Raw genomic sequence first — 19,212 nt, 5'->3', positions numbered from 1 at the left:
AGGCTGATAAAAAAGGAAGGCTTGCGCCTTCCTTTTTGCATCGCGGGTGAGCGGCGGTTTATTGCTCAATGCCCATGGATTGCAGGGTTTCGCGGGTCACGCCGCCAACGCCGAGGTTGTGTTTGCGTTGGTAGGCTTCCAGCGCTTTCATGGTGCCAGGGCCGAGGGCGCCGTCAACGGAGACGCGGTAACCTTCTTTTTTCAGCGCGGCCTGGACGGCTTCGATGGTTTTGCTGTTCACGGTGTCGTTACACAGCACGCTTTCCCAGCGGACTTGCGCGTCGGAAATTTTTTCGTATTTGGTGACTTCTGCGTATTCAGCCGGGATTTCTTTCTCGATTTGCTGTGCTTCTTTCACCAGTTTCTTGACTTTGACGGTCTCGTATTCGGCGGGAACTTCCACTTCACGCGTGGTTTCTTCGCTGACCAGTTTTTGTTTCTTGATGGTCTTGAATTTGGCTTCAACTTGGGTCGGGTTGATGCGGGCTTCTTCCTGCACGACCTGCTTGGTGATGTTCGCCATTTCTGCCGGGACTTCCACCATACGCAGTGCTTCGCCGGTGGAGGAGAAGGTACGCGCCGGGCCTTCGCTACGGGCGGTCATGTAAGCCGGCTTGGCGACGACTTCTTCTTTGACTTCGTTATATTGCGGCGGGATGACTTCCTGATTGGTCATCGCCGGTTCGATTTCGATCTGTTCTTCGACGGTTTCAAAGACAGCCGGGACGATTTCCAGTTTCTTGCTGGCCGGTTTGATGACGACTTGTTCTTCCGTCATTTCATATTCGGCCGGGACGATTTCATAGGTCTTGGACGCGTCTTTAATGACAACCTGCTCGGTGCGCGGCTCGAATTTGGCCGGGATAACCACCAACGCCTGACATTCGCCAGCTTTGACTTGCGGGACGGTCAGCGTCATGCCTTCGGAAGCGGCAGGGGCGGCAGCTTCGCCTTGGGCCTCGGTGTTTTCTTGTGCTTGCGCCAGGGCGGCGATGGCGACCGAAGTCAGCAGCACGGAAAGCTTACGTTTCATCATTCAAAGTCTCCTAATAGATGAAGATTCGGGAATTGACATTTTGAACACGATAACCGTCCAAAAATCGCCACATACTTTAACGCAAGCTACCGTCGGGCGGCAATGAAAACACCGCAAATGTTAAAGTCCTTCTCACCGCCTGCGGCGTATACTTCGCCCTCTTTAACGATTATCCACAGGAAACCCCATGACCGATTTCAGTCAAAACCCGCTCTATCACCCGCCTGCCGCGCCCGATTTCGCCCGCATCAAACCCGGACACATTGATGCCATCTTCGCCATCATTAAAGAAAACCGCGCCGAAACGGAACGCCTCGCGACACTGACCGCGCCAACCTGGGATACCTTGATGCAGCCGCTGGAACGCATGGCGAACCGCCTCAGCAAAGCCGTTTCGCCTATCAGCCACCTGCACGGCGTGCAGAGTAGCGACGAATGGCGCGCCGCCTACGAAAAAATCCTGCCCGAACTGGCCGCCTATGGCACCGATCTCGCCCAGCACAACGGCCTCTACCAAGCGGTGCGCGCGCTGCAAGCGGGCGATAAATACCCGCGTCTCAGCGCTGCGCAGCAGAAAGTCGTTGACGACAGCCTCGAATCCTTCGAGCGTCACGGCGTCGCCCTGCCGGATGACGCCAAAGCCGAATTCCGCGCCAACAGCCAGCGTCTCACTGAACTTGCCAGCCGCTTTTCCAACAACGTGCTGGACGCCACCAACGCCTGGCGCCTGCCGCTGGCTGACGACGCCCGCCTCAGCGGACTGCCGGAGGCCATCAAACCCCTGCTGGCCGATCTCGCCCGCCAGCGCGACATGGACGGCTACTGCCTGACACTCGATGCGCCCGTCGTCATCCCCGTCCTCACCTACGCCGATGACCGCGAGCTGCGCGAAACCGTATATCGCGCCTACAACGCCCGCGCCAGCGAACTTGCCGACGACGGCCAGTACGACAACGCCGCCATCATCGAAGAGACCATGCGCCTGCGCGCGCGCCAGGCGGAAATCCTCGGCTACGCCGACTACGCCGCGCTATCCGTTGCCGACAAAATGGCGAAACAGCCGCAAGCCGTCTTCGCTTTCCTCGACGATCTCGTCGGCAAAAGCAAAGCAGCGGGCGAAGCGGAAATGGCGGCGCTGCGCGACTACGCCGCCCGTGAACTTTCGCTTGCCGACCTCGCCCCGTGGGACGTGGCCTACGCCGCCGAAAAACTGCGCCAGGCGCAATACGCCCTCTCGCAAGAAGACCTGCGCCCCTACTTCCCCATCAGCACCGTCATCGACGGCCTCTTTGCCATCAGCCAGCGCCTCTTCGGCGTCCATTTCCGCACCAACCACAGCCTCAGCACCTGGCATAAAGACGTGCTTGCCTACGACGTGTTGAACGCCGATGGTAGCCTGCGCGCCCAGTTCTACCTCGACCCCTACGCCCGCGCCAAAAAACGCGGCGGCGCATGGATGGATGGCGCCGTCTCCCGCTTCCGCGACAACGGTGCATTACAACTGCCCGTCGCCTACCTCGTCTGCAACTTCACACCGCCCGTGGGCGACAGCGAAGCCTGCCTCACCCATCAAGAAGTCACCACCCTTTTCCACGAATTTGGGCACGGCCTGCACCACATGCTCACCGACGTGGACATCTATTCCATCTCCGGCATCAACGGTGTCGAATGGGATGCCGTCGAACAGCCCAGTCAGTTCATGGAAAACTACTGCTACGACCGCGAAGCGCTGGCCGGCATGACGCGGCACAAAGACAGCGGCGCACCGCTGCCTGACGAGCTCTACAACAAACTGATCGCCGCAAAAAACTTCCAGTCAGCGATGGCGATGCTGCGCCAGCTCGAATTTGCCCTGTTCGACTTCCGCTACCACAGCGGCACAGCATGGCGCGACAAAACGCTGGACGTACACGCCGCCGTGCGTGCTGCCGTCGCCGTTACCCCCGCCTATGCGGCAAACCGCTTCCCGATGCAATTCAGCCACATCTTCGCGGGCGGCTACGCAGCGGGCTATTACAGCTACAAATGGGCGGAAGTCCTCTCGGCGGACAGTTTCGCGGCGTTTGAAGAAGAAGGCGTCTTCAACGCGGCGACCGGTGCCCGCTTCCGCGACGAAATCCTTGCGACCGGCGGCAGCCGCCCCAGCATGGCGAGCTTCATCGCCTTCCGTGGCCGCGAACCGCGCGTGGATGCGCTGCTGCAACAGAGCGGCATCCGCTGATGACGTTGCTGCTGCCCATAAAAAACGCTTCCCACGGGAAGTGTTTTTTTGAATTGATCTTCGTACACGACGAAACACCCTTCTTGGCCGCTTGCCGGGCCCAGTAACCACGCCGCTTGAAGAGCTTGTGTTTATACCGAACGTCCATAAGCGGCAGCTTAACGGCAAAAAAAAAAGCCCGCCAGTACGGGCTTTTTTTTTGCGGAGAGGTGGGACGTTCAGGCGTTCATCAGTTTTTTCAGGGTGCTGCCGATATCAGCCGGGGAGCGGACGGTGGCGACACCTGCCGCTTCCAGGGCGCGGAATTTGTCGGCGGCAGTGCCTTTGCCACCGGCGATGATGGCACCGGCGTGGCCCATGCGTTTGCCGGGCGGAGCGGTGACGCCCGCGATGTAGGCAACCACGGGTTTCGTCACGTTTCCCTTGATGTAGTCCGCCGCTTCTTCTTCGGCGCTGCCGCCGATTTCGCCGACCATGACGATGCCTTTGGTCTGCGGGTCGGCCTGGAAGGCAGCAAGCACGTCCACGAAGCTGGTGCCGTTGATGGGGTCGCCGCCGATGCCAACGCAGGTGGACTGGCCGAGGCCGATGCCGGTAGTTTGGTGCACGGCTTCATAGGTCAGCGTGCCGGAACGCGAGACGATGCCGACGACGCCCGCCTGGTGGATGTGGCCGGGCATGATGCCCATTTTGCATTCGCCGGGGGTGATGACGCCGGGGCAGTTCGGGCCGATGAGGCGCACGTTGGTGCCGCTGATGGCCGCTTTCACTTTCATCATGTCCAGCACGGGGATGCCTTCGGTGATGCAGGCGATGACTTCGATGCCGGCATCCACCGCTTCGAGGATGGAATCAGCGGCAAAGGGGGGCGGCACGAAGATCATGCTTGCATTCGCGCCGGTGGCCTGCACGGCTTCATGGCAGTTGTTGAAGACAGGGCGGTCGAGGTGGGTTTGCCCGCCTTTGCCGGGGGTGACGCCGCCGACGAGGTTGGTGCCGTAGGCGATGGCCTGTTCGCTGTGGAAGGTACCTTGTGAGCCGGTGTAGCCCTGGCAGATGATTTTGGTGTTTTTGTTAATGTAGATGCTCATGGGGATTCCTTATTTGGCTACGGCAACGGCTTTTTGCGCGGCGTCGGTGAGATCCTCCGCCGAGGTGATGGCGAGACCGCTTTCGTCGAGCATTTTCCGGCCCAGTTCGACGTTGGTGCCTTGCAAGCGGGCGACGACCGGCACTTTCAGGTCGATTTCTTTGGCGGCGTTGATGATGCCTTCGGCGATGAGGTCGCATCTGACGATGCCGCCGAAGATGTTGACCAGGATGGACTTGACTTGCGGCGCGGTGAGGATGAGTTTGAAGGCTTCTTTGACGCGCTCTGCAGTTGCGCCACCGCCCACGTCAAGGAAGTTCGCCGGCTCGCCGCCGTGCAGTTTGATGATGTCCATTGTCGCCATGGCCAGCCCCGCTCCGTTGACCATGCAGCCGATGTTGCCGTCGAGGGCGACGTAGTTGAGTTCGAGTTCTTGTGCTTTGTTTTCGCGCTCGTCTTCTTGCGTCGGGTCGCGCATTTCGGCGAGGTCTTTGTGGCGGTAGAGGGCGTTGTCGTCGGTGCCGATTTTGGCGTCGAGCGCGAGCAGTTTGCCGTCGCCGGTGATGATGAGCGGGTTGATTTCGACCATGCTCAGGTCTTTTTCGATGAAGAGTGTGTAGAGGCCTTGCAGCAGGGTGGCGAGCTGGCCGACTTGTTTTTTGTCGAGTCCCATGGCGAAGCCGAGGCGGCGACCGATGTAGGGGAAATAACCGGCGGCGGGGTCAACCCCGATACTGTGGATTTTTTCCGGGCTTTTTTCGGCGACTTCTTCGATGTCCATGCCGCCTTCGGCGCTGGCGATGATGGATACGCGTTTGCTGGCGCGATCAACCACGACGGAGAGGTAAAGTTCTTTGACGATGTTGAGGCCTTCTTCGATGAGGACTTTATGAATAGGTAGGCCGACATCGCCGGTTTGTTTCGTTTTCAGGGTGCTGCCAATCATCTGGCTGGCGTACTGCCGTACTTCATCGAGGCTTTTGGCGACTTTAACACCGCCTGCTTTGCCGCGTCCGCCGGCATGTACTTGGGCTTTGACGACCCAAACGTTGCCACCCAGGGCTTCGGCAGCAGCGACGGCTTCATCCGGGCTATGCGCGAGCTGGCCGCGCGGGGTATCCACGCCATAGGCGCGAAAGAGCGTTTTGGCTTGGTATTCGTGTAGATTCATGGGGAGTTTCCTTAATGGTTTAGCGGATAATGCTGCGGCAATGTTAGCAAAGTTCAGCGTTATTTTCGCTGATGGTATGTGTTTTTCTGTGGGGTGTTGTGATGAATGTGTGGGTTCATGTGTGGCAGGGTGAGGTGCGCTGGGGCGACATGGATGCTTATGGGCACGTCAACCATACGGTGTTCTTCCGTTATCTGGAATCGGCGCGGGTGGCATGCCTTGCGGCGGTGTGCGGTGAGGCACCGCTGCCGATGCTGGTGGTCGCTAATATTGGTTGCAAATTCCTCGCGGAAATTGTCTTTCCAGCGACGGTGGAGGTGCGCTCGTTGCTCAAGAATGTGCGCGGCGGTTCGCTGGAGATTGAGGCGGAGATTTGGAGCGGCGGGCGATGCTGCGCAACATCACGGGTTCTCTTGGTGTGCGTGGATGCCGTGCGCCGCAAACCGACTCGCTTCCCGCCGGATTTCGCCACGCGGTTGGCCGCTGCGCAGGATATGTAGTAACGCGGTCGGCTGGATAGGCGGGAAGTCAGTGTTTATCCCGCTTGGCGGAGTCAGTGTTTATCCCGCTTGGCGGAGTCAGTGTTTATCTCGCTTGGGGAAAGATACTTTTGTAAAAATATTATCTTGTTTCAATAGATTATGGTTTTTAAATATCACAATGATTCCCCAAACATTCCCCATGTTCTTATACCAAAGGAATATATACAAAAACGAAGAAAATCATGTAGTTGATGTAGTTTGTAGTTGAATATTTATAACATATTGAATATAAGCATGTTTCTGATGGATTATAAAAAAATAGATGTAGTTGAACATGTAGTTTACGTAGTTTATTTGAAAAACAATAGGTTACAAACAACTGATTCGATGGCCGATGTCAGCAGCGGTATTGATGCCGAGAGATCAGGTGATGGATGCTGGTGTTGGCTCTACTTCTCTGTTCTCTGCGTGTGGGCGTCCCGGCGTAGAACCTCGGCGCTCTGTGTCGGCATTTGGGCTGGCCGGTGCTGATAGTCGGTGTCGGTGGACGTAATCGATGGTGGAAAGTCAGGTGATTGGTGACGACGGCTCTACTTCCCTGATTTCTGCGTGTGGTGTCCCGGCGTAGAACCCTGGTGCAGAACCTCGGCGTAGAACCTCGGCGCTCTGTGTCGGCATTTGGGCTGGCCGGTGCTGATGGTCGGTGTTGGTGGCCGGTGTTGGTGGCCGGTGTTGGTGGCCGGTGTCGGTGGCCGGTGTCGGTGGACGTAATCGATGGCGGAAAGTCAGGTGATTGGTGACGACGGCTCTACTTCCCTGATTTCTGCGTGTGGTGTCCCGGCGTAGAACCCTGGTGCAGAACCCTGGTGCAGAACCTCGGCGTAGAACCTCGGCGTAGAACCTCGGCGTAGAACCTCGGCGTAGAACCTCGGCGTAGAACCTCGGCGTAGAACCCCGGCGTAGAACCCCGGCGTAGAACCCCGGCGTAGAACCCCGGCGTAGAACCCCGGTGCAGAACCCCGGTGCAGAACCCCGGCGCAGAACCCCGGCGCAGAACCCCGGCGCAGAACCTCGGCGCTCTGTGTCGGCATTTGAGCTGGCCGGTGCTGATGGTCGGTGTTGGTGGCCGGTGTTGGTGGCCGGTGTCGGTGGCCGGTGTCGGTGGCCGGTGTCGGTGGCCGGTGTCGGTGGCCGGTGTCGGTGGCCGGTGTCGGTGGACGTAATCGATGGCGGAAAGTCAGGTGATTGGTGACGACGGCTCTACTTCCCTGATTTCTGCGTGTGGTGTCCCGGGGTAGAACCCTGGTGCAGAACCCTGGTGCAGAACCCCGGCGCAGAACCTCGGCGCTCTGTGTCGGCATTTGAGCTGGCCGGTGCTGATGGCCGGTGCTGATGGTCGGTGTTGGTGGCCGGTGTTGGTGGCCGGTGTTGGTGGCCGGTGTCGGTGGCCGGTGTCGATGGCCGGTGTCGATGGCCGGTGTCGATGGCCGGTGTCGATGGCCGGTGTCGATGGCCGGTGTCGATGGCCGGTGTCGGTGGGCGTAATCGATGGCGGAAAGTCAGGTGATTGGTGACGACGGCTCTACTTCCCTGATTTCTGCGTGTGGCGTCCCGGCGTAGAACCCCGGCGTAGAACCCCGGCGTAGAACCCCGGCGTAGAACCCCGGCGTAGAACCCCGGCGTAGAACCCCGGCGTAGAACCCCGGCGTAGAACCCCGGCGTAGAACCCCGGCGTAGAACCCCGGCGTAGAACCCCGGCGTAGAACCCCGGCGCAGAACCTCGGCGCTCTGTGTCGGCATTTGAGCTGGCCGGTGCTGATGGTCGGTGTTGGTGGCCGGTGTCGGTGGCCGGTGTCGGTGGCCGGTGTCGGTGGACGTAATCGATGGCGGAAAGTCAGGTGATTGGTGACGACGGCTCTACTTCCCTGATTTCTGCGTGTGGTGTCCCGGCGTAGAACCCTGGTGCAGAACCTCGGCGTTGAACCTCGGCACTCCGTGTCGGTGTTTGGGCGGTCAAGATTTGTTATCAATGCTGGCAGTGTGGTTAGGATTGACAACTTGCGGCATCAATAGCAATAAGTCATGTAATGATCATCTTCTTCTCAGCACAAATTGAGGAAGGGGCAATGTAGATTTCACATTACCCCTTGAATTAAATGAATCGACGTATCAATTCAATTATTTATCAAACGTCGCCACCAGGAACGTTTTTGCATTTTAGAATGTCGTTCTTGTGCCTTTCTCAACTCCTGCTCAAAAGCATTCATAGCTGCATTACCTACAAGTGATGGGATTTCTCTTTGGATCTGCAACATTACTCTCTGAAAATCATTAGCCGTTTGTAGCATCGCGTTAAACTCTATTCTCACTTCTGCAAGATCTTTCCGCATTAATTTAAGTTCCTCGCGGCAGTCGATAATCTCACTGTAAACATCCAGTAAAATCATTCGAGGATCTGTTTTAGCATATTCAGAAGTCATGACATGATGCGTTCAAAGATTTCGGTCAGGCGTTGATCTAATGACGCTAACTTACGTTGGCGAACGTGTTTCATCGCGTACTCTCTGGCCTTTTCTTGTTCCCCGGCAGCTTTTGCCTCTTGCATTTTGGCCTTGTAGTCCGTTGTGCTGATCATATCTTCCAAAGATTGTCCATTTGTATATAAGTCATGGCGAAATATTAGGTTCTCAGTATTAACAGGAATATTAAGCTTTCGTGCCGCCAGTATAACTTGCTCAAATACTTCCTTTGGATCTATATTATCATTGACCTGATTAAATACTATCCTAATCTGTTCTGGCTGAACACCCATTATCAGAATGTCCTGCATCGTTTTTATACTATCTGCTTGCTGTTTTTTCTCGCCTGTTACGGGAATAACGAATAGGTCAATGCTCTCTATAATCTCACTTTCTTTCTCAGTGCTATGGATAAAAGATTCAAGATTTGATGATCCTATGTCAAGTATTATATTTTCGTTAAGCAGCATCTCTGTATAAATGTCGTCTCCTTTATCCCCTCTTATGACTAGGGTTTCCTTGCCATCACTGTTAACTGATTCTACAGTTATGATCTGATGGTCCGGCATACGATATTTCAGCAAATCGCGGGACAGCGTTGTTTTCCCAACATTACCGCTATAATTTAAGACTGCAATTCTCATAGGTTACTCCGATTAAGTTAATCATCTTTAGAAGGGGGTTGTAGAGCTGCAAGATTATCACTCACAAGATTGGTTACTTCTTGCCTGCGTCTTTCTCGATCTGCATTGGTCTTTCCAGAGGGATTTATATGTAATCCTGCTGATTGCTTCACTGAGGCCAGTTCTAGTTTAGGTGTAATATCGGATAGGTATCGATATAGCGTCCGAACACTGATACCGCATTGTTTAGCTACTCTAACTTTTGGCACACCAAGTTCAAGTAATCCGCGTATTTCATCTATTTGCTTTTCTGATACGGGCGTTTTTAATCTCGCTATCATAGGTACGCATTACTCCAATTGAATATTTGCAGAAGTCATGGGATGTGCAGTTTTCATTCTTAAGCACGATCTTCCGCAGTGATTGGCACGATTTCCTGCCATTTGGCACGAATTTCTGCCATTTGGCACGATTTTCTAATGTGCTTGGCAATGTTTTGTGTCATTTGGCACAGTTTCCTGCCATTTTGCATGATTTTCCAGTTTATTAGGCACGAATTCCTGCCATTTGACACGTTTTCCTGCCCCCCTGACATGACGACCTGCCAAGTTGGCAGAGTTCTATGCCACATCCATCCTGATTTTAGAGGTGAAAAGCAGAAAAAGCAAGTTTTTCTTACTTTACTTTGACCATTTGTAAAGATATAGTTGTTTTTAGACAGGCACGACGGCGATGTTTACAAACTGACGTTTGCACATCGCGCGTGCCAAAGGGGGAACCCCTTTGAAACCCCGGCAGGCTGCCGCCTGCCAACAGCGGCTGACGCCCGCAAGTACAGGAGAACCGATGCCAAGCACAGATAACCTATCTCGCCCCTTCGCCGTGCGCTTACCAAGCGAGAAGGCAGCGGAATATGAACGGCTTTCTCACGATTCCGGAGAAAGTATGTCGGTTGTTTTGCGCAAGGTACTGACTGAGGCAAGCCCTGTTTTTTATTCGCGTGTGCCTATGTCTGTGCGGGAAGATCGTATTAAGGCTTTACATTACCTCTCGAAGAGCAGCAACAATATCAATCAGGTTGCCAAACATCTGAACATTCTGAGTCTGCAAGGCCGTCTGAGTTATGAAGAATGTGCCCATTATTTGCGAGTGTTGGACACGATTGCAGCGGGCTTTACTCGTGCACTGAGGATTTTTGATGTTAATTAGGATTAGTGGTGGTTCCTCCGGTATTGGTGAATATCTGGCGGAAGGGAAAAAATCAGGTAGATACTATAGTCGAGATGAACTAGATCAACGCTTTCTATTAAGCGGAGATCTGCAACACATGAACGCTATACTTGATTGCTTTGATCTAAAGAATGAACATGAAAAGTACATGCACATTACCCTATCCTTCAAGGAGAAAGTGATTGCAGAGGATGTTTTACAGGCTATTGATCAAGAGTTTAGGCAATTCATCTTTGCTGCCTGTGCTGAAGGCGAGTTTTACTATTACAGTGAAGGGCATCTCCCCAAAATACAATCTTTACCGGATGTGTTTGGTAGCGAGCATGAACGCTTCCCTCACATTCATGTGGTTATTCCTGAATTTAATCTGATTACGGGGAAACGAGAAAATCCCTTAGGAAAAATTGAACATATTACCCATTATATCAATGCTTTTCAGGAAACTATAAATCAGAAGTATAATTTAGAAAGTCCAAAAGATAATGTGCGTCCTATATCAGGAGGTAGGGAAGCAATATTAAACCGATACCGTATTTCCCCTGAAATGTCTGCCAGTATGGTTAAGGAGAAGATTGCAAGTATTATCCAGGCTGATATGAGTATAGATTCTGTGGAGAAACTGGCAGACATGTTGAGTGAGTTCGGCGAGGTTAAGGTGCGCGATTCAAGTCACTTCAGCGAAAAATACATTAATTTCCGGTTTTCAGGTGATAAAAAGGCTGTCAATCTGAAAGATTCCATGTTTCTGAACGCTTACTTAGCTGGTCGTGATCCATCAATGGGGAAGAGCAAGGAAAGGGACAACTATCCGCAACTGGTAGAAGAATGGATTAAACGCAGGGCTTTTGAAGTTCGCTTTATTGATCGTGCCAGTGTAAAAAAGCGGGAAACCTACCGGCAAATGACGGAAGAAGAACAGCTTGCTTATCTGGCAGATTTGTTTGCTGCAAAGGTAAAGCAGACTGAATCAATCACTACGGAGGAGATGCTTCCGTCGGTTCCGAATGATGAAAGGCTGCCTCAGTGGCGGTACTCCGCTCATTTTGATGACACAAGACATATTGACGATATTCCGCATTTTGATGACTTGCCTCATATAGATGATTTGGAATATATCGACAACCAGCCGTTTTATATCCCGGACGAAATACAAGGTGAGTACATTGAACAGCGACCAGAACATTTTGAGAGAAGTACCCGACACAATCTGCATGACGTGCGCCCACGCCCTGGTGATGGAAATAGAGGCGGAAGGGAAACTGTTGAGCCGCATTCATTGCCTGCGCATGCACTCGCTGACCTGGACGGAAACCCGTCATTCAAGTTTGAGGACGTGTACCGGCTACGAGATGGGGGTGCCATCAGCCTCTTCGAGCAATACACCCCCGCCGCCGGAGATGTGAACTGGACGGAGAGGATGCGGCAGATTGATTTGCACCTGCTTCTGGATTACCTCGCCTATCACTACCGCATCCAGCGGGATGATTTCACGATTGAGCAATCCCCGTCCGGCGTCGAGCGCATCGGGATTGCCGGACGACGATATTCCCCCTCTGACTTAATGCGGAAATATCTGAACCTGCGCTGGCCGGAAATCAGAAAGGTGCTGGATACGGTCTGGGAAGAACAACAAAAGCAAAGCGTCATCCGCACCCGTGATGTCACCTCGAGAATGCTGTGGCATCGCTGGTGGCAGCATGAAATGCAGTTGCCCGGTATCCGGGCGGCCTATGCACGTTATCGCACAGCGCGCAGCGAGATTTGGCGACGTCTGCATTTTACGAGTGATGGGCAACAATCTCTTGCGCAAAACAGAGCAAGGCGACGCGTGCTGCAACAACAACGGCGAGCAGAGTTACAGCGACTACAAGAAACGTGGCAACGGGATGAACATTACTACCGCCAGCCGCAGCGTGAGCGTTACCGGGAATGGCTGTTCCAGGAAGCGGAGCAGGGCGATGTGCTTGCACTTGATGAACTGTACCGTGTCACGCGATATAGCCGCCCTGATGGTCACTTGCAACTGTACGCAACACATAAACAGCAGCAAAGTCCGTTCGCACCGTTTGATCTGGGTATGAAAGTGCATATTAAGCGGAATGGGGAAATTGAGTATCGGGATGACGAGGAAAAAACAATCATCATTGATGCGAAGTATTCCATCAAGGTAATCCGGCGCGACAGTGAAAATATCGCCAAGGCTTTACGGTTGGCGCAGCAGCGATTTGGCGTAAACGCTTTTGAGATCCGCAATGCGCGTCCAGAAGACCAACAAGCCATTCAGGCAGCGGTAAACAAGGTTCATACAGAAGCTAAATTGGTTCAACACGAATACAAGGGGCGTTCGACTATAGAACGCGGTTGATAGATATTTTTATAACGTAAGAGATTTGGATAATGAAAAAACAACTTTGAATTTTGTTGCAATAGGTATGGCTCTTTAGAGGTCATAGAAACATTTTAACTATTTAAAACTAGCGTTCGATACCTTTATTCTTGCCTTTATCCTTGGTCTGAATTGTCGGTCCTCTTTCCAGAAATTTTTGCATATTTTTACGCAGCATATCGGTAAAGCTGTCTATCTGCTCAGGAGATGACTTTTCAAGCGCTTGAATCAGTCTGTTTTTCTCAGCAACTTTTTCTATATCAGGTAACTTCACATTGTCCATGTAACAATCATGCAAGAACTCGGCAAATTCTATTTTGTTTGCTAATTTATCTATTTCCAGTGGTTTTGCAATATTGGCAAAAATGCTGTGAAGTGTGATGCCAGGATAAGCCTGCTTTAGATCGTTTAGATCTTTTTGTAGCCCAATGTAAGCATTTCCTTCATAAGGATGGAAAACATCTTTTAAGTCATCTGGTCTTCGTGCAAGATTTAATTCGCATAGTGATTTGTCTCTGGCAACGTACATGACTTCATAATCAAGGTTGGCAAAGTCAAACACTATGCCGGATGCCCTTGCCATCTCCTGAACAAATGCACGGTTGACCCTGCTGTTTCCATCGCCGAAGCCGTGCAGGTAATCAATTTCCGCATAGACGGTTGTCAGCCGTTCAATTTTTTGTGCAAGGGTTAGGTCAACCATATTTTCCGGTAACGCTGCCTTGATGGCTGTCTCCGCATTATGAAAATCCCCACTTTGTAGTGGGGAATACAAGGTTAAATGTGGACGATCGAGACGGGAAACCAGACGCAATTTATGCCAATCATTAGCAGCGGGGCGGACTTTATAATAATCCTTCATCAAGACTCGAACAGAATCCGGTAAATCAGGAGTGGGATCAAATGTCGAGTCATGCAAGAATTTTAAGCTGAAAAAATTAAACCTTTGCTTCTTCCTAAGGTGTAAGCTCGCATCACGCAGACGTTTAATACTAATCCGATTAAAAATTATCTGCGAATCATCTTCATGCATTACAAATCCTTCCATGATAAGCCAGCGTCTTTAAGGTGCTGTATTTTCTCATTAATACGTTTGGTCTCAGATGGTATTTTTCCACATAGTATTAATTCTTCTTGTTCAGGAGTTAGTTCCCCACGAATACGCTCAAGAGAAACGACCTTGCCAAAATCATCAGGCTCTTGACCTTCCAGGGCAAAGCTGGCAACCAGTTGATGATATAACTCACGTCCTTCTGCTATTTCCTCATCGCTATAATGCATAACCTTGGGGCGGTTAAATTCTTCCGGTAGAGTTTGCTGTGATGATAAAGTTTTGTTCATGGGATACCTCTGGATAAACAAGGATAATATTATACACTAACTTTATCCTTGTATTAAAATTATTTGTCAGCACCTATCTTAAAAATTATTATTAAACATAAAAATTAAGGATAATCCAATTATCTTTCTATACTACCACTTCTATTCTTTCCTATGTTTTTGGTCTTTGTTTTCTCTTGTGCCTTTCTTAATTCAGAACGAAGCATCCCTATAAATCTTTCAATCTGTTCCAGCGGTGTTGTCTTGATTACTGCATCAAGTCGTTTCTTTTCAGCTTCTTTCCTTTCCGCTGTCAAACGTGTAGTGTCCAAATATCGACCATGTAGTGATTTCGCCAGTTGTATCTTTTCCGTGCGCGGATCTTGTTCTTGTTGCGGTAGGGAAACTTCGACGTGTTGGGTTCTTTTGCGATACCCTTCCAGTTTCTTTTCTGTTAGAATTGTTCCAAGCCCCAAGGCTTTCTGTTTCCCACGTCCCGTGCCGTTGATGCGGGCGTCTGGTCTGAAAGCTGGATCTTCGAGGACATGGCGCAATCGCCGCGCATACTTCCCCAAGATCTGCGGGGCTTCTTTTGTATCTGCGTACAGCAAGAGGCGGTCTTCCAGCCAGCGTCCAAACGGGCTTTTTTCTGACGAATAGGCATTGAGCAACAGGTGTCTATTCCCTTGATTATCGAGTTCTTCGGCAATGATAAGGCGAACAGTGTTATCACCTATTTTTTCGGGTGCTATGAATACGAGACGGTCTGGATTTGTATCTGATACAAACACCATAGCAGGGTTTTCCAGCCATTGCGGTATTTTCTTCCAGATCTCTGCTGTCATTTCCGGATGGTTGTCATAACTTTTTCTGACCTTCACCTCGGCCAGGATTACCGGCTGATCACCATATCCCAGCATATCAAGCACATCGGCGCGAACCAGTACGGTGACACCACTATGGAATCTGGGTTCCTCCCCGGCAAATAGTTCATCAATCCTTGCTTCATAGCGGGCTTGCACGTCAGCGTTGATTGCCATCTTATCTTCCTCTTCTCAATAGAAATCCCCGCACAGGGCGGGGATGATTTTGTGGTAAGTTGCCGCTGAGATTTACCGGCCACCGATTTCCTGCTGCGGCTGTCTGTGGGGTGTTGGCTGTCGACTGGGCTGTTGTTGCGCGGCTGCTTGCTGGCGGTCTTTGACCATGCTTTGTTCCATTTGCGCCGCTTTGGTGATGTCCGTGCGGATGGTCGGTAACTTGCTTTTGACGGTCTTTACTTTGTCGGCCAGGGTTTTAACATCAACGGGTTTACCATCGGCCGCGGCTTGCGCAATGCCTTTGGTAAGGATGTTTTCCAGGACGGTGATTTGCTTGTCGTCCAGATCCAGCACCCGTCCGGCCTCAATCACCACTTCTTTCATGGCACTTTCTACGATTTGTGCTTGGGTGGGTTCGGCTTCTGCCGTCTTTTTTGGTCGTCCTCTGGTCTTCTTCGCCGTTGCCGTTGATGCTTCTTGGGCGGGCATATCGGCCGTTTTTTCTGCCGCCCGTTCCTCAGCCTTTTCTGCATTTTTTCCTTGTACCTGCGGTTCCGCCACCTTTCCTTCCTGATTTTTGGCGGCATCGGCTTGTGGCCGGATATCCAGGCCTTCCTGTTTCTGCCGTTCCAGCGCCCCGGCCAGCCGCTGTCTGTCAGCGCGGGTCGGCTCGTAGCCGGTGGTCTCCAGTCCGCGTAGCTGTGCCAAGTACCAAATTTCCGCTTTAGCTTCGGCATCGCGCCCCTTGATATGAATGGACTTCCAGCCCTTGTCCTGTGCGAGATCGAGTGCGGCCGCATAGTTTCGATCAGTATTGTCAAAGGTGATTTTGTGCTTGCGCACATTGATTTTGGTGTGATCCTCTTTGTGTTCAAAGACGAATTCACTGCGGAAGTCGTGCCATCTTTTGACGTTCTTGTATTCCCCTTGCATGTTGAAACGGTCGAAGCGGTAGAAGTCTTCCACTTGCAACGTGCCTGATTTTTTCGGCTGTTCTTCCTGCGTTTCCCGTTCTTCTATCGCCTCCGTTTGCCGGTTTGAAGATGATGCTGGAGATGGGGCAGGGGCGGCTTGTGGTGCGTGCGAAGTGACTTGCTCTTCTTCGCGCAGTTCTTGCTGCCGTTCCTGATTGAGTTCTATGGTTGTGGTGGATACCATGATGTGTCCTCCTATTGGGTAAATTCATGGACGATGAAATCAGCGAGCGGACCAAGCAGACGGTTCTTCATCTCGATGGTGGCGTCCTGATACTGAGCCGTGTCGCCGCTGATACGGGTGATTTCCTGCCGCAAGTGTTCTATGCCGCCGGTGCGTTCGGCAATGGTCTTGGCGTAGAGTTGGCCGCTTTGCTGCTGCGCCCGAATAAAAACAGGGTCTTCCAGAAAGTTGTTCTTTTCCGCCTTAATCGGATATTTGCAATGGCGGTAAGTCGCGAGAACAATTTTGTCGTCCATTTCCATGATTTCTTGCGGTAGCATCAGGTCACGCGAGTTTTGCGTTTCCGTGCGTGAGATGCCCCTATTGCCGCCGCCACGCGAGCGCTGGGTGTCGCTTTTGACGGTAATCTTGCCAAGCCGTTTGGCATACTCTTCCGCGTCAGCAATGTCGTCAGGTTTGTACATGATTTTCAGCGCCATGTTGCTGAGGATGTTGCGTGTGCCGTGCTCGCCATAGAGCGAGGGTTCGCGCAACTGTGACGGCGACTGCACGATCATCAGCAAGCGCAGGCCGTAGCCCGCCATGTAGGCAATTGCCTTGGCCAGGGCGTCAATGCGGCCGGGTGCGGTGGCTTCGTCCATCAGTAGCAGGCATTCGTATTTCAGGTTGCGATCCTGGCTTGGTAACACTTCAGTGTTGGCGTTTATCAACTGAGTGTAGAAGAGGTTGATGATCTTGCTGGCCTTGGCCAAATCAGGTGGCTGCACGCCAAGGTAAATGCTCATTTTCTTGCGCCGCACGTCGCGCAGATCGAAGTCGTCGGCGGAGGTCGCTTCTGCCACGGTTTGCGACATCCACGGGGTAAGGTTGGCGGTGACGGTCGCCAGAATGCTGCCAAAAGTTTTGTCCCCGGCGGAAATCCCGGCGCTGATCGCTTTGCGCGCTTCTTCGCTGACGAAACGGTCTTTAATCAGGGAAGCGAAGTATGGAATAGCCTCCTCACCAGTACCCCGCGCGAGGTCAAGAATGGCCTTGATGGTCGTGGTGTACGTGATACCTTCGGCCTGATAAGCGGCTTCTTTATCGAGCGAATAGAGGGCGAGGCCAACGAAGAAGCCGCGTGCGGCATCCGTAAAGAAGTTGTCCCCGGTATGGCTGTCGGGGATCAGGCAGACGGCAATAGCATTGATGTCGTTGATGCGCAGCTTGGGATCACGATTGATGTAGCTGCACGGATTCCAGCGTGCAGTCCGGCCTTCAGCCGAAAATGGGTCAAAGAGATGCACTTCGTGACCGTTATCGGCGCGCACAGCCCCGGTCTGTTCAAAGAGTTCCTGCTTGGGGTCGAGGGCAACGATACTGTCGGAGTAAGAGAGCGCGACTGGCACGACAACACCGACGCCTTTGCCGGATCGGGTCGGAGCAGCGAGGAAGGCAAAAAATGCACCAAGAATGCCCAGATACTGATTGCCGATGCGGGCGAAGATGATGCGTTTGCCCGCCCACAGTCCGCCTTTTCTGACATCCTGCGACGGCACAAGCAATTTGGCTTTTTTGATTTCGCGGAGGGTGGCGAAGCGGGCATTGCCGTACAAATTAGGCTGGCGGCGGCCGAAAATGATGTAGAGGATGGTGCCGATGACCAGCGCGTGTCCGCCAACGGCCATCATCCACGCCCCCTTGATCTGCTTCGGATAGGTGGCAGCGTAGTGGCTCATGTAATGGAAGATGTCGAACGGCTGACTGCGCACTTGGTCGGTCAGATGGAAACCTTGGGTGAAGGCCTGGCGCAGGTTGAAGCCCTGGAAGCTGAAAATCAGGCGGAAGGCAAAGCTGGCCGCCCAAATGATGCTGAATGCCAGCACGGCCAGAATGACGATACCGAGCAGTATTTTGAGGCATTTAGTCATGACGGAGCATCCTGATTCTGCGTTCCGGCTGGAAGTCGATGCCGGTGATGAAGCGTTTGCCGTGGATGTTGCTGAAATGGATGGAAACGTCGATGGTCATGAAAATCAGGCGGCGGATGACATCATGACTAAGGCCGCTGCCTTCCGGCGAGGCGTTAATCATCAGCGCGATCTGTTCATAGGCCATCAGCGCGGAATCGGCGTGACAGGAAGTGATGGAACCAGAATGACCGTTGCCGCAGGCGCGGATGAAGTAATAGGCTTCATCCCCCCTGACTTCCGCCAGGATAATGCGGTCGGGCTTCATGCGCAGACAGGCTTCCAGACAGCTTTTCGCGGTCACGGTGGTATCGGTGCCGAGATTCTTCGGATAGAGCAGGTGCACCTTGTTGGGGTGGTCGATGAAGATTTCCCGTGCGTCCTCGATGGTAATGATGCGTTCTTCATGCGAAATCAGACTGAGCAGGGTCTTCATGAAGGTCGTTTTTCCGCTACCGGTCGCGCCGGAGACAACGATGTTCTTGCGGTAATCGATGGCCGCCGTGAGAAATTCCCGATATTTCTTTTCGTGTAGCAGCCGCAGCATGTCCTTGTCGGCCGCGCTGATTTCGTCGCTGGCCGGGACGATTTGTTCGAACAGCCCCTGCCGGTCGTACTCGTCCATGCTGTACACGGTCTTGGACGGAATGCGCACGGTGAGACTGCACTGTTCAGCCGCCGGTTGGCGCACCAGTTGCGCCCGTTCACCGTCCGGCATGGTCAGTGACAGCATCGGGTAGTGCTCGTCAAATTTCTGGCTTTGGCCAACGTTATTGATCAGCAGTTTGCCCAAGCCTTCAATCAGCTCGTTGGAATTGCGGTGCTCAACGGTTTGCCGCTTCCACACGGAATTTTCTTCGTAGTAAATGACGCCCGGTTCGTTGATGACAATTTCTGTCACGCCGGGCTGCTCCATGAAGGGGCGGATGCCGAGTTGTTCGTAGGTATTGTGAATTTGTCTGACCAGCTTGTCGGTGATTTCCATAT

General features: G+C 52.7%; 16 protein-coding genes. 4 read left to right on the top strand and 12 right to left on the bottom strand.

From position 1 onward, the window contains the following. Positions 1–58: 58 nt before the first annotated feature. Entirely contained in the window at positions 59–1,036 is a 978-nt protein-coding gene (locus DY250_RS10705; RefSeq protein WP_006986961.1) for a peptidoglycan-binding domain-containing protein, read from the bottom strand. A 187-nt stretch (positions 1,037–1,223) separates the two neighbouring features. On the opposite strand from DY250_RS10705, the gene DY250_RS10700 reads away from it, so the two are divergent. Beyond that, positions 1,224–3,257, top strand: a complete 2,034-nt coding sequence (locus DY250_RS10700) for a M3 family metallopeptidase (protein WP_115612277.1) — start codon at positions 1,224–1,226, stop codon at positions 3,255–3,257. Positions 3,258–3,475: 218 nt separating this feature from the next. On the opposite strand, the gene sucD is transcribed toward DY250_RS10700, so the two are convergent. Together sucD and sucC are read right to left on the bottom strand one after the other, a co-directional pair. After that, positions 3,476–4,348: a succinate--CoA ligase subunit alpha gene (gene sucD, locus DY250_RS10695; protein ID WP_115612276.1), complete on the bottom strand. Its 873-nt coding sequence runs from the start codon at positions 4,346–4,348 to the stop codon at positions 3,476–3,478. A gap of 9 nt (positions 4,349–4,357) precedes the next feature. Continuing rightward, positions 4,358–5,518, bottom strand: a complete 1,161-nt coding sequence (gene sucC, locus DY250_RS10690) for an ADP-forming succinate--CoA ligase subunit beta (RefSeq protein ID WP_115612275.1) — start codon at positions 5,516–5,518, stop codon at positions 4,358–4,360. A 101-nt stretch (positions 5,519–5,619) separates the two neighbouring features. On the opposite strand from sucC, the gene DY250_RS10685 reads away from it, so the two are divergent. Then, on the top strand, positions 5,620–6,018 hold the full coding sequence (locus DY250_RS10685; protein ID WP_245951110.1) for an acyl-CoA thioesterase: 399 nt from the start codon (positions 5,620–5,622) through the stop codon (positions 6,016–6,018). Between the two features lie 2,156 nt (positions 6,019–8,174). Here the strand turns inward: DY250_RS10685 and DY250_RS10680 are convergent. From DY250_RS10680 to DY250_RS10670, 3 genes are read right to left on the bottom strand one after another with little or no spacing between them, the layout of a single operon-like run. After that, positions 8,175–8,480, bottom strand: a complete 306-nt coding sequence (locus DY250_RS10680; RefSeq protein ID WP_147293514.1) for a hypothetical protein — start codon at positions 8,478–8,480, stop codon at positions 8,175–8,177. After that, positions 8,477–9,163: a hypothetical protein gene (locus DY250_RS10675; protein WP_115612272.1), complete on the bottom strand. Its 687-nt coding sequence runs from the start codon at positions 9,161–9,163 to the stop codon at positions 8,477–8,479. Before DY250_RS10675 ends, DY250_RS10680 begins: the two co-directional genes overlap by 4 nt. 17 nt (positions 9,164–9,180) lie before the next feature. Next, positions 9,181–9,483: a helix-turn-helix domain-containing protein gene (locus DY250_RS10670; RefSeq protein ID WP_115612271.1), complete on the bottom strand. Its 303-nt coding sequence runs from the start codon at positions 9,481–9,483 to the stop codon at positions 9,181–9,183. A gap of 505 nt (positions 9,484–9,988) precedes the next feature. On the opposite strand from DY250_RS10670, the gene DY250_RS10665 reads away from it, so the two are divergent. Together DY250_RS10665 and DY250_RS10660 are read left to right on the top strand one after the other, a co-directional pair. Continuing rightward, a complete protein-coding gene (locus DY250_RS10665; protein ID WP_115612270.1) occupies positions 9,989–10,351 on the top strand; it encodes a plasmid mobilization relaxosome protein MobC in 363 nt (120 codons plus the stop codon). A 118-nt stretch (positions 10,352–10,469) separates the two neighbouring features. Continuing rightward, positions 10,470–12,737 carry a hypothetical protein gene (locus DY250_RS10660; protein WP_115612269.1) on the top strand — a complete coding sequence of 756 codons (2,268 nt, stop codon included), beginning with the start codon at positions 10,470–10,472 and terminating at the stop codon, positions 12,735–12,737. A gap of 109 nt (positions 12,738–12,846) precedes the next feature. Here the strand turns inward: DY250_RS10660 and DY250_RS10655 are convergent, their stop codons facing one another. The 6 genes from DY250_RS10655 to virB11 form a co-directional block, all read right to left on the bottom strand. Then, positions 12,847–13,791: a Fic family protein gene (locus DY250_RS10655; protein WP_172542339.1), complete on the bottom strand. Its 945-nt coding sequence runs from the start codon at positions 13,789–13,791 to the stop codon at positions 12,847–12,849. Continuing rightward, positions 13,791–14,099, bottom strand: a complete 309-nt coding sequence (locus DY250_RS10650) for an antitoxin VbhA family protein (protein ID WP_006984762.1) — start codon at positions 14,097–14,099, stop codon at positions 13,791–13,793. The genes DY250_RS10655 and DY250_RS10650 overlap by 1 nt, the downstream gene beginning before the upstream one ends. Before the next feature lie 119 nt (positions 14,100–14,218). Beyond that, positions 14,219–15,118, bottom strand: coding sequence for a MuF-C-terminal domain-containing protein (locus DY250_RS10645; protein WP_115612267.1), 900 nt, complete (start codon positions 15,116–15,118; stop codon positions 14,219–14,221). A 72-nt stretch (positions 15,119–15,190) separates the two neighbouring features. Next, complete coding sequence (locus DY250_RS10640) at positions 15,191–16,276, bottom strand: LPD7 domain-containing protein (RefSeq protein ID WP_115612266.1); 1,086 nt, start codon at positions 16,274–16,276, stop codon at positions 15,191–15,193. 11 nt (positions 16,277–16,287) lie between these two features. Next, complete coding sequence (locus DY250_RS10635; RefSeq protein WP_115612265.1) at positions 16,288–18,186, bottom strand: type IV secretory system conjugative DNA transfer family protein; 1,899 nt, start codon at positions 18,184–18,186, stop codon at positions 16,288–16,290. Continuing rightward, a complete protein-coding gene (gene virB11, locus DY250_RS10630; RefSeq protein ID WP_006984766.1) occupies positions 18,179–19,210 on the bottom strand; it encodes a P-type DNA transfer ATPase VirB11 in 1,032 nt (343 codons plus the stop codon). Before virB11 ends, DY250_RS10635 begins: the two co-directional genes overlap by 8 nt. Between the last annotated feature and the right edge of the window lie 2 nt (positions 19,211–19,212).

Source organism: Cardiobacterium valvarum, from assembly GCF_900460955.1.
GTDB lineage: Bacteria > Pseudomonadota > Gammaproteobacteria > Cardiobacteriales > Cardiobacteriaceae > Cardiobacterium > Cardiobacterium valvarum.
The sequence above is the reverse complement of the archived record's forward strand: the minus strand, read 5'-3'. Positions and strand labels throughout refer to the sequence as shown.

Bases quoted from the DNA above. Each gene is read 5' to 3' on its own strand.
- DY250_RS10705 (WP_006986961.1), bottom strand. From the start codon at position 1,036: ATGATGAAACGTAAGCTTTCCGTGCTGCTGACTTCGGTCGCCATCGCC.
- DY250_RS10700 (WP_115612277.1), top strand. From the start codon at position 1,224: ATGACCGATTTCAGTCAAAACCCGCTCTATCACCCGCCTGCCGCGCCC.
- sucD (WP_115612276.1), bottom strand. From the start codon at position 4,348: ATGAGCATCTACATTAACAAAAACACCAAAATCATCTGCCAGGGCTAC.
- sucC (WP_115612275.1), bottom strand. From the start codon at position 5,518: ATGAATCTACACGAATACCAAGCCAAAACGCTCTTTCGCGCCTATGGC.
- DY250_RS10685 (WP_245951110.1), top strand. From the start codon at position 5,620: ATGAATGTGTGGGTTCATGTGTGGCAGGGTGAGGTGCGCTGGGGCGAC.
- DY250_RS10680 (WP_147293514.1), bottom strand. From the start codon at position 8,480: ATGACTTCTGAATATGCTAAAACAGATCCTCGAATGATTTTACTGGAT.
- DY250_RS10675 (WP_115612272.1), bottom strand. From the start codon at position 9,163: ATGAGAATTGCAGTCTTAAATTATAGCGGTAATGTTGGGAAAACAACG.
- DY250_RS10670 (WP_115612271.1), bottom strand. From the start codon at position 9,483: ATGATAGCGAGATTAAAAACGCCCGTATCAGAAAAGCAAATAGATGAA.
- DY250_RS10665 (WP_115612270.1), top strand. From the start codon at position 9,989: ATGCCAAGCACAGATAACCTATCTCGCCCCTTCGCCGTGCGCTTACCA.
- DY250_RS10660 (WP_115612269.1), top strand. From the start codon at position 10,470: ATGAACGCTATACTTGATTGCTTTGATCTAAAGAATGAACATGAAAAG.
- DY250_RS10655 (WP_172542339.1), bottom strand. From the start codon at position 13,791: ATGCATGAAGATGATTCGCAGATAATTTTTAATCGGATTAGTATTAAA.
- DY250_RS10650 (WP_006984762.1), bottom strand. From the start codon at position 14,099: ATGAACAAAACTTTATCATCACAGCAAACTCTACCGGAAGAATTTAAC.
- DY250_RS10645 (WP_115612267.1), bottom strand. From the start codon at position 15,118: ATGGCAATCAACGCTGACGTGCAAGCCCGCTATGAAGCAAGGATTGAT.
- DY250_RS10640 (WP_115612266.1), bottom strand. From the start codon at position 16,276: ATGGTATCCACCACAACCATAGAACTCAATCAGGAACGGCAGCAAGAA.
- DY250_RS10635 (WP_115612265.1), bottom strand. From the start codon at position 18,186: ATGACTAAATGCCTCAAAATACTGCTCGGTATCGTCATTCTGGCCGTG.
- virB11 (WP_006984766.1), bottom strand. From the start codon at position 19,210: ATGGAAATCACCGACAAGCTGGTCAGACAAATTCACAATACCTACGAA.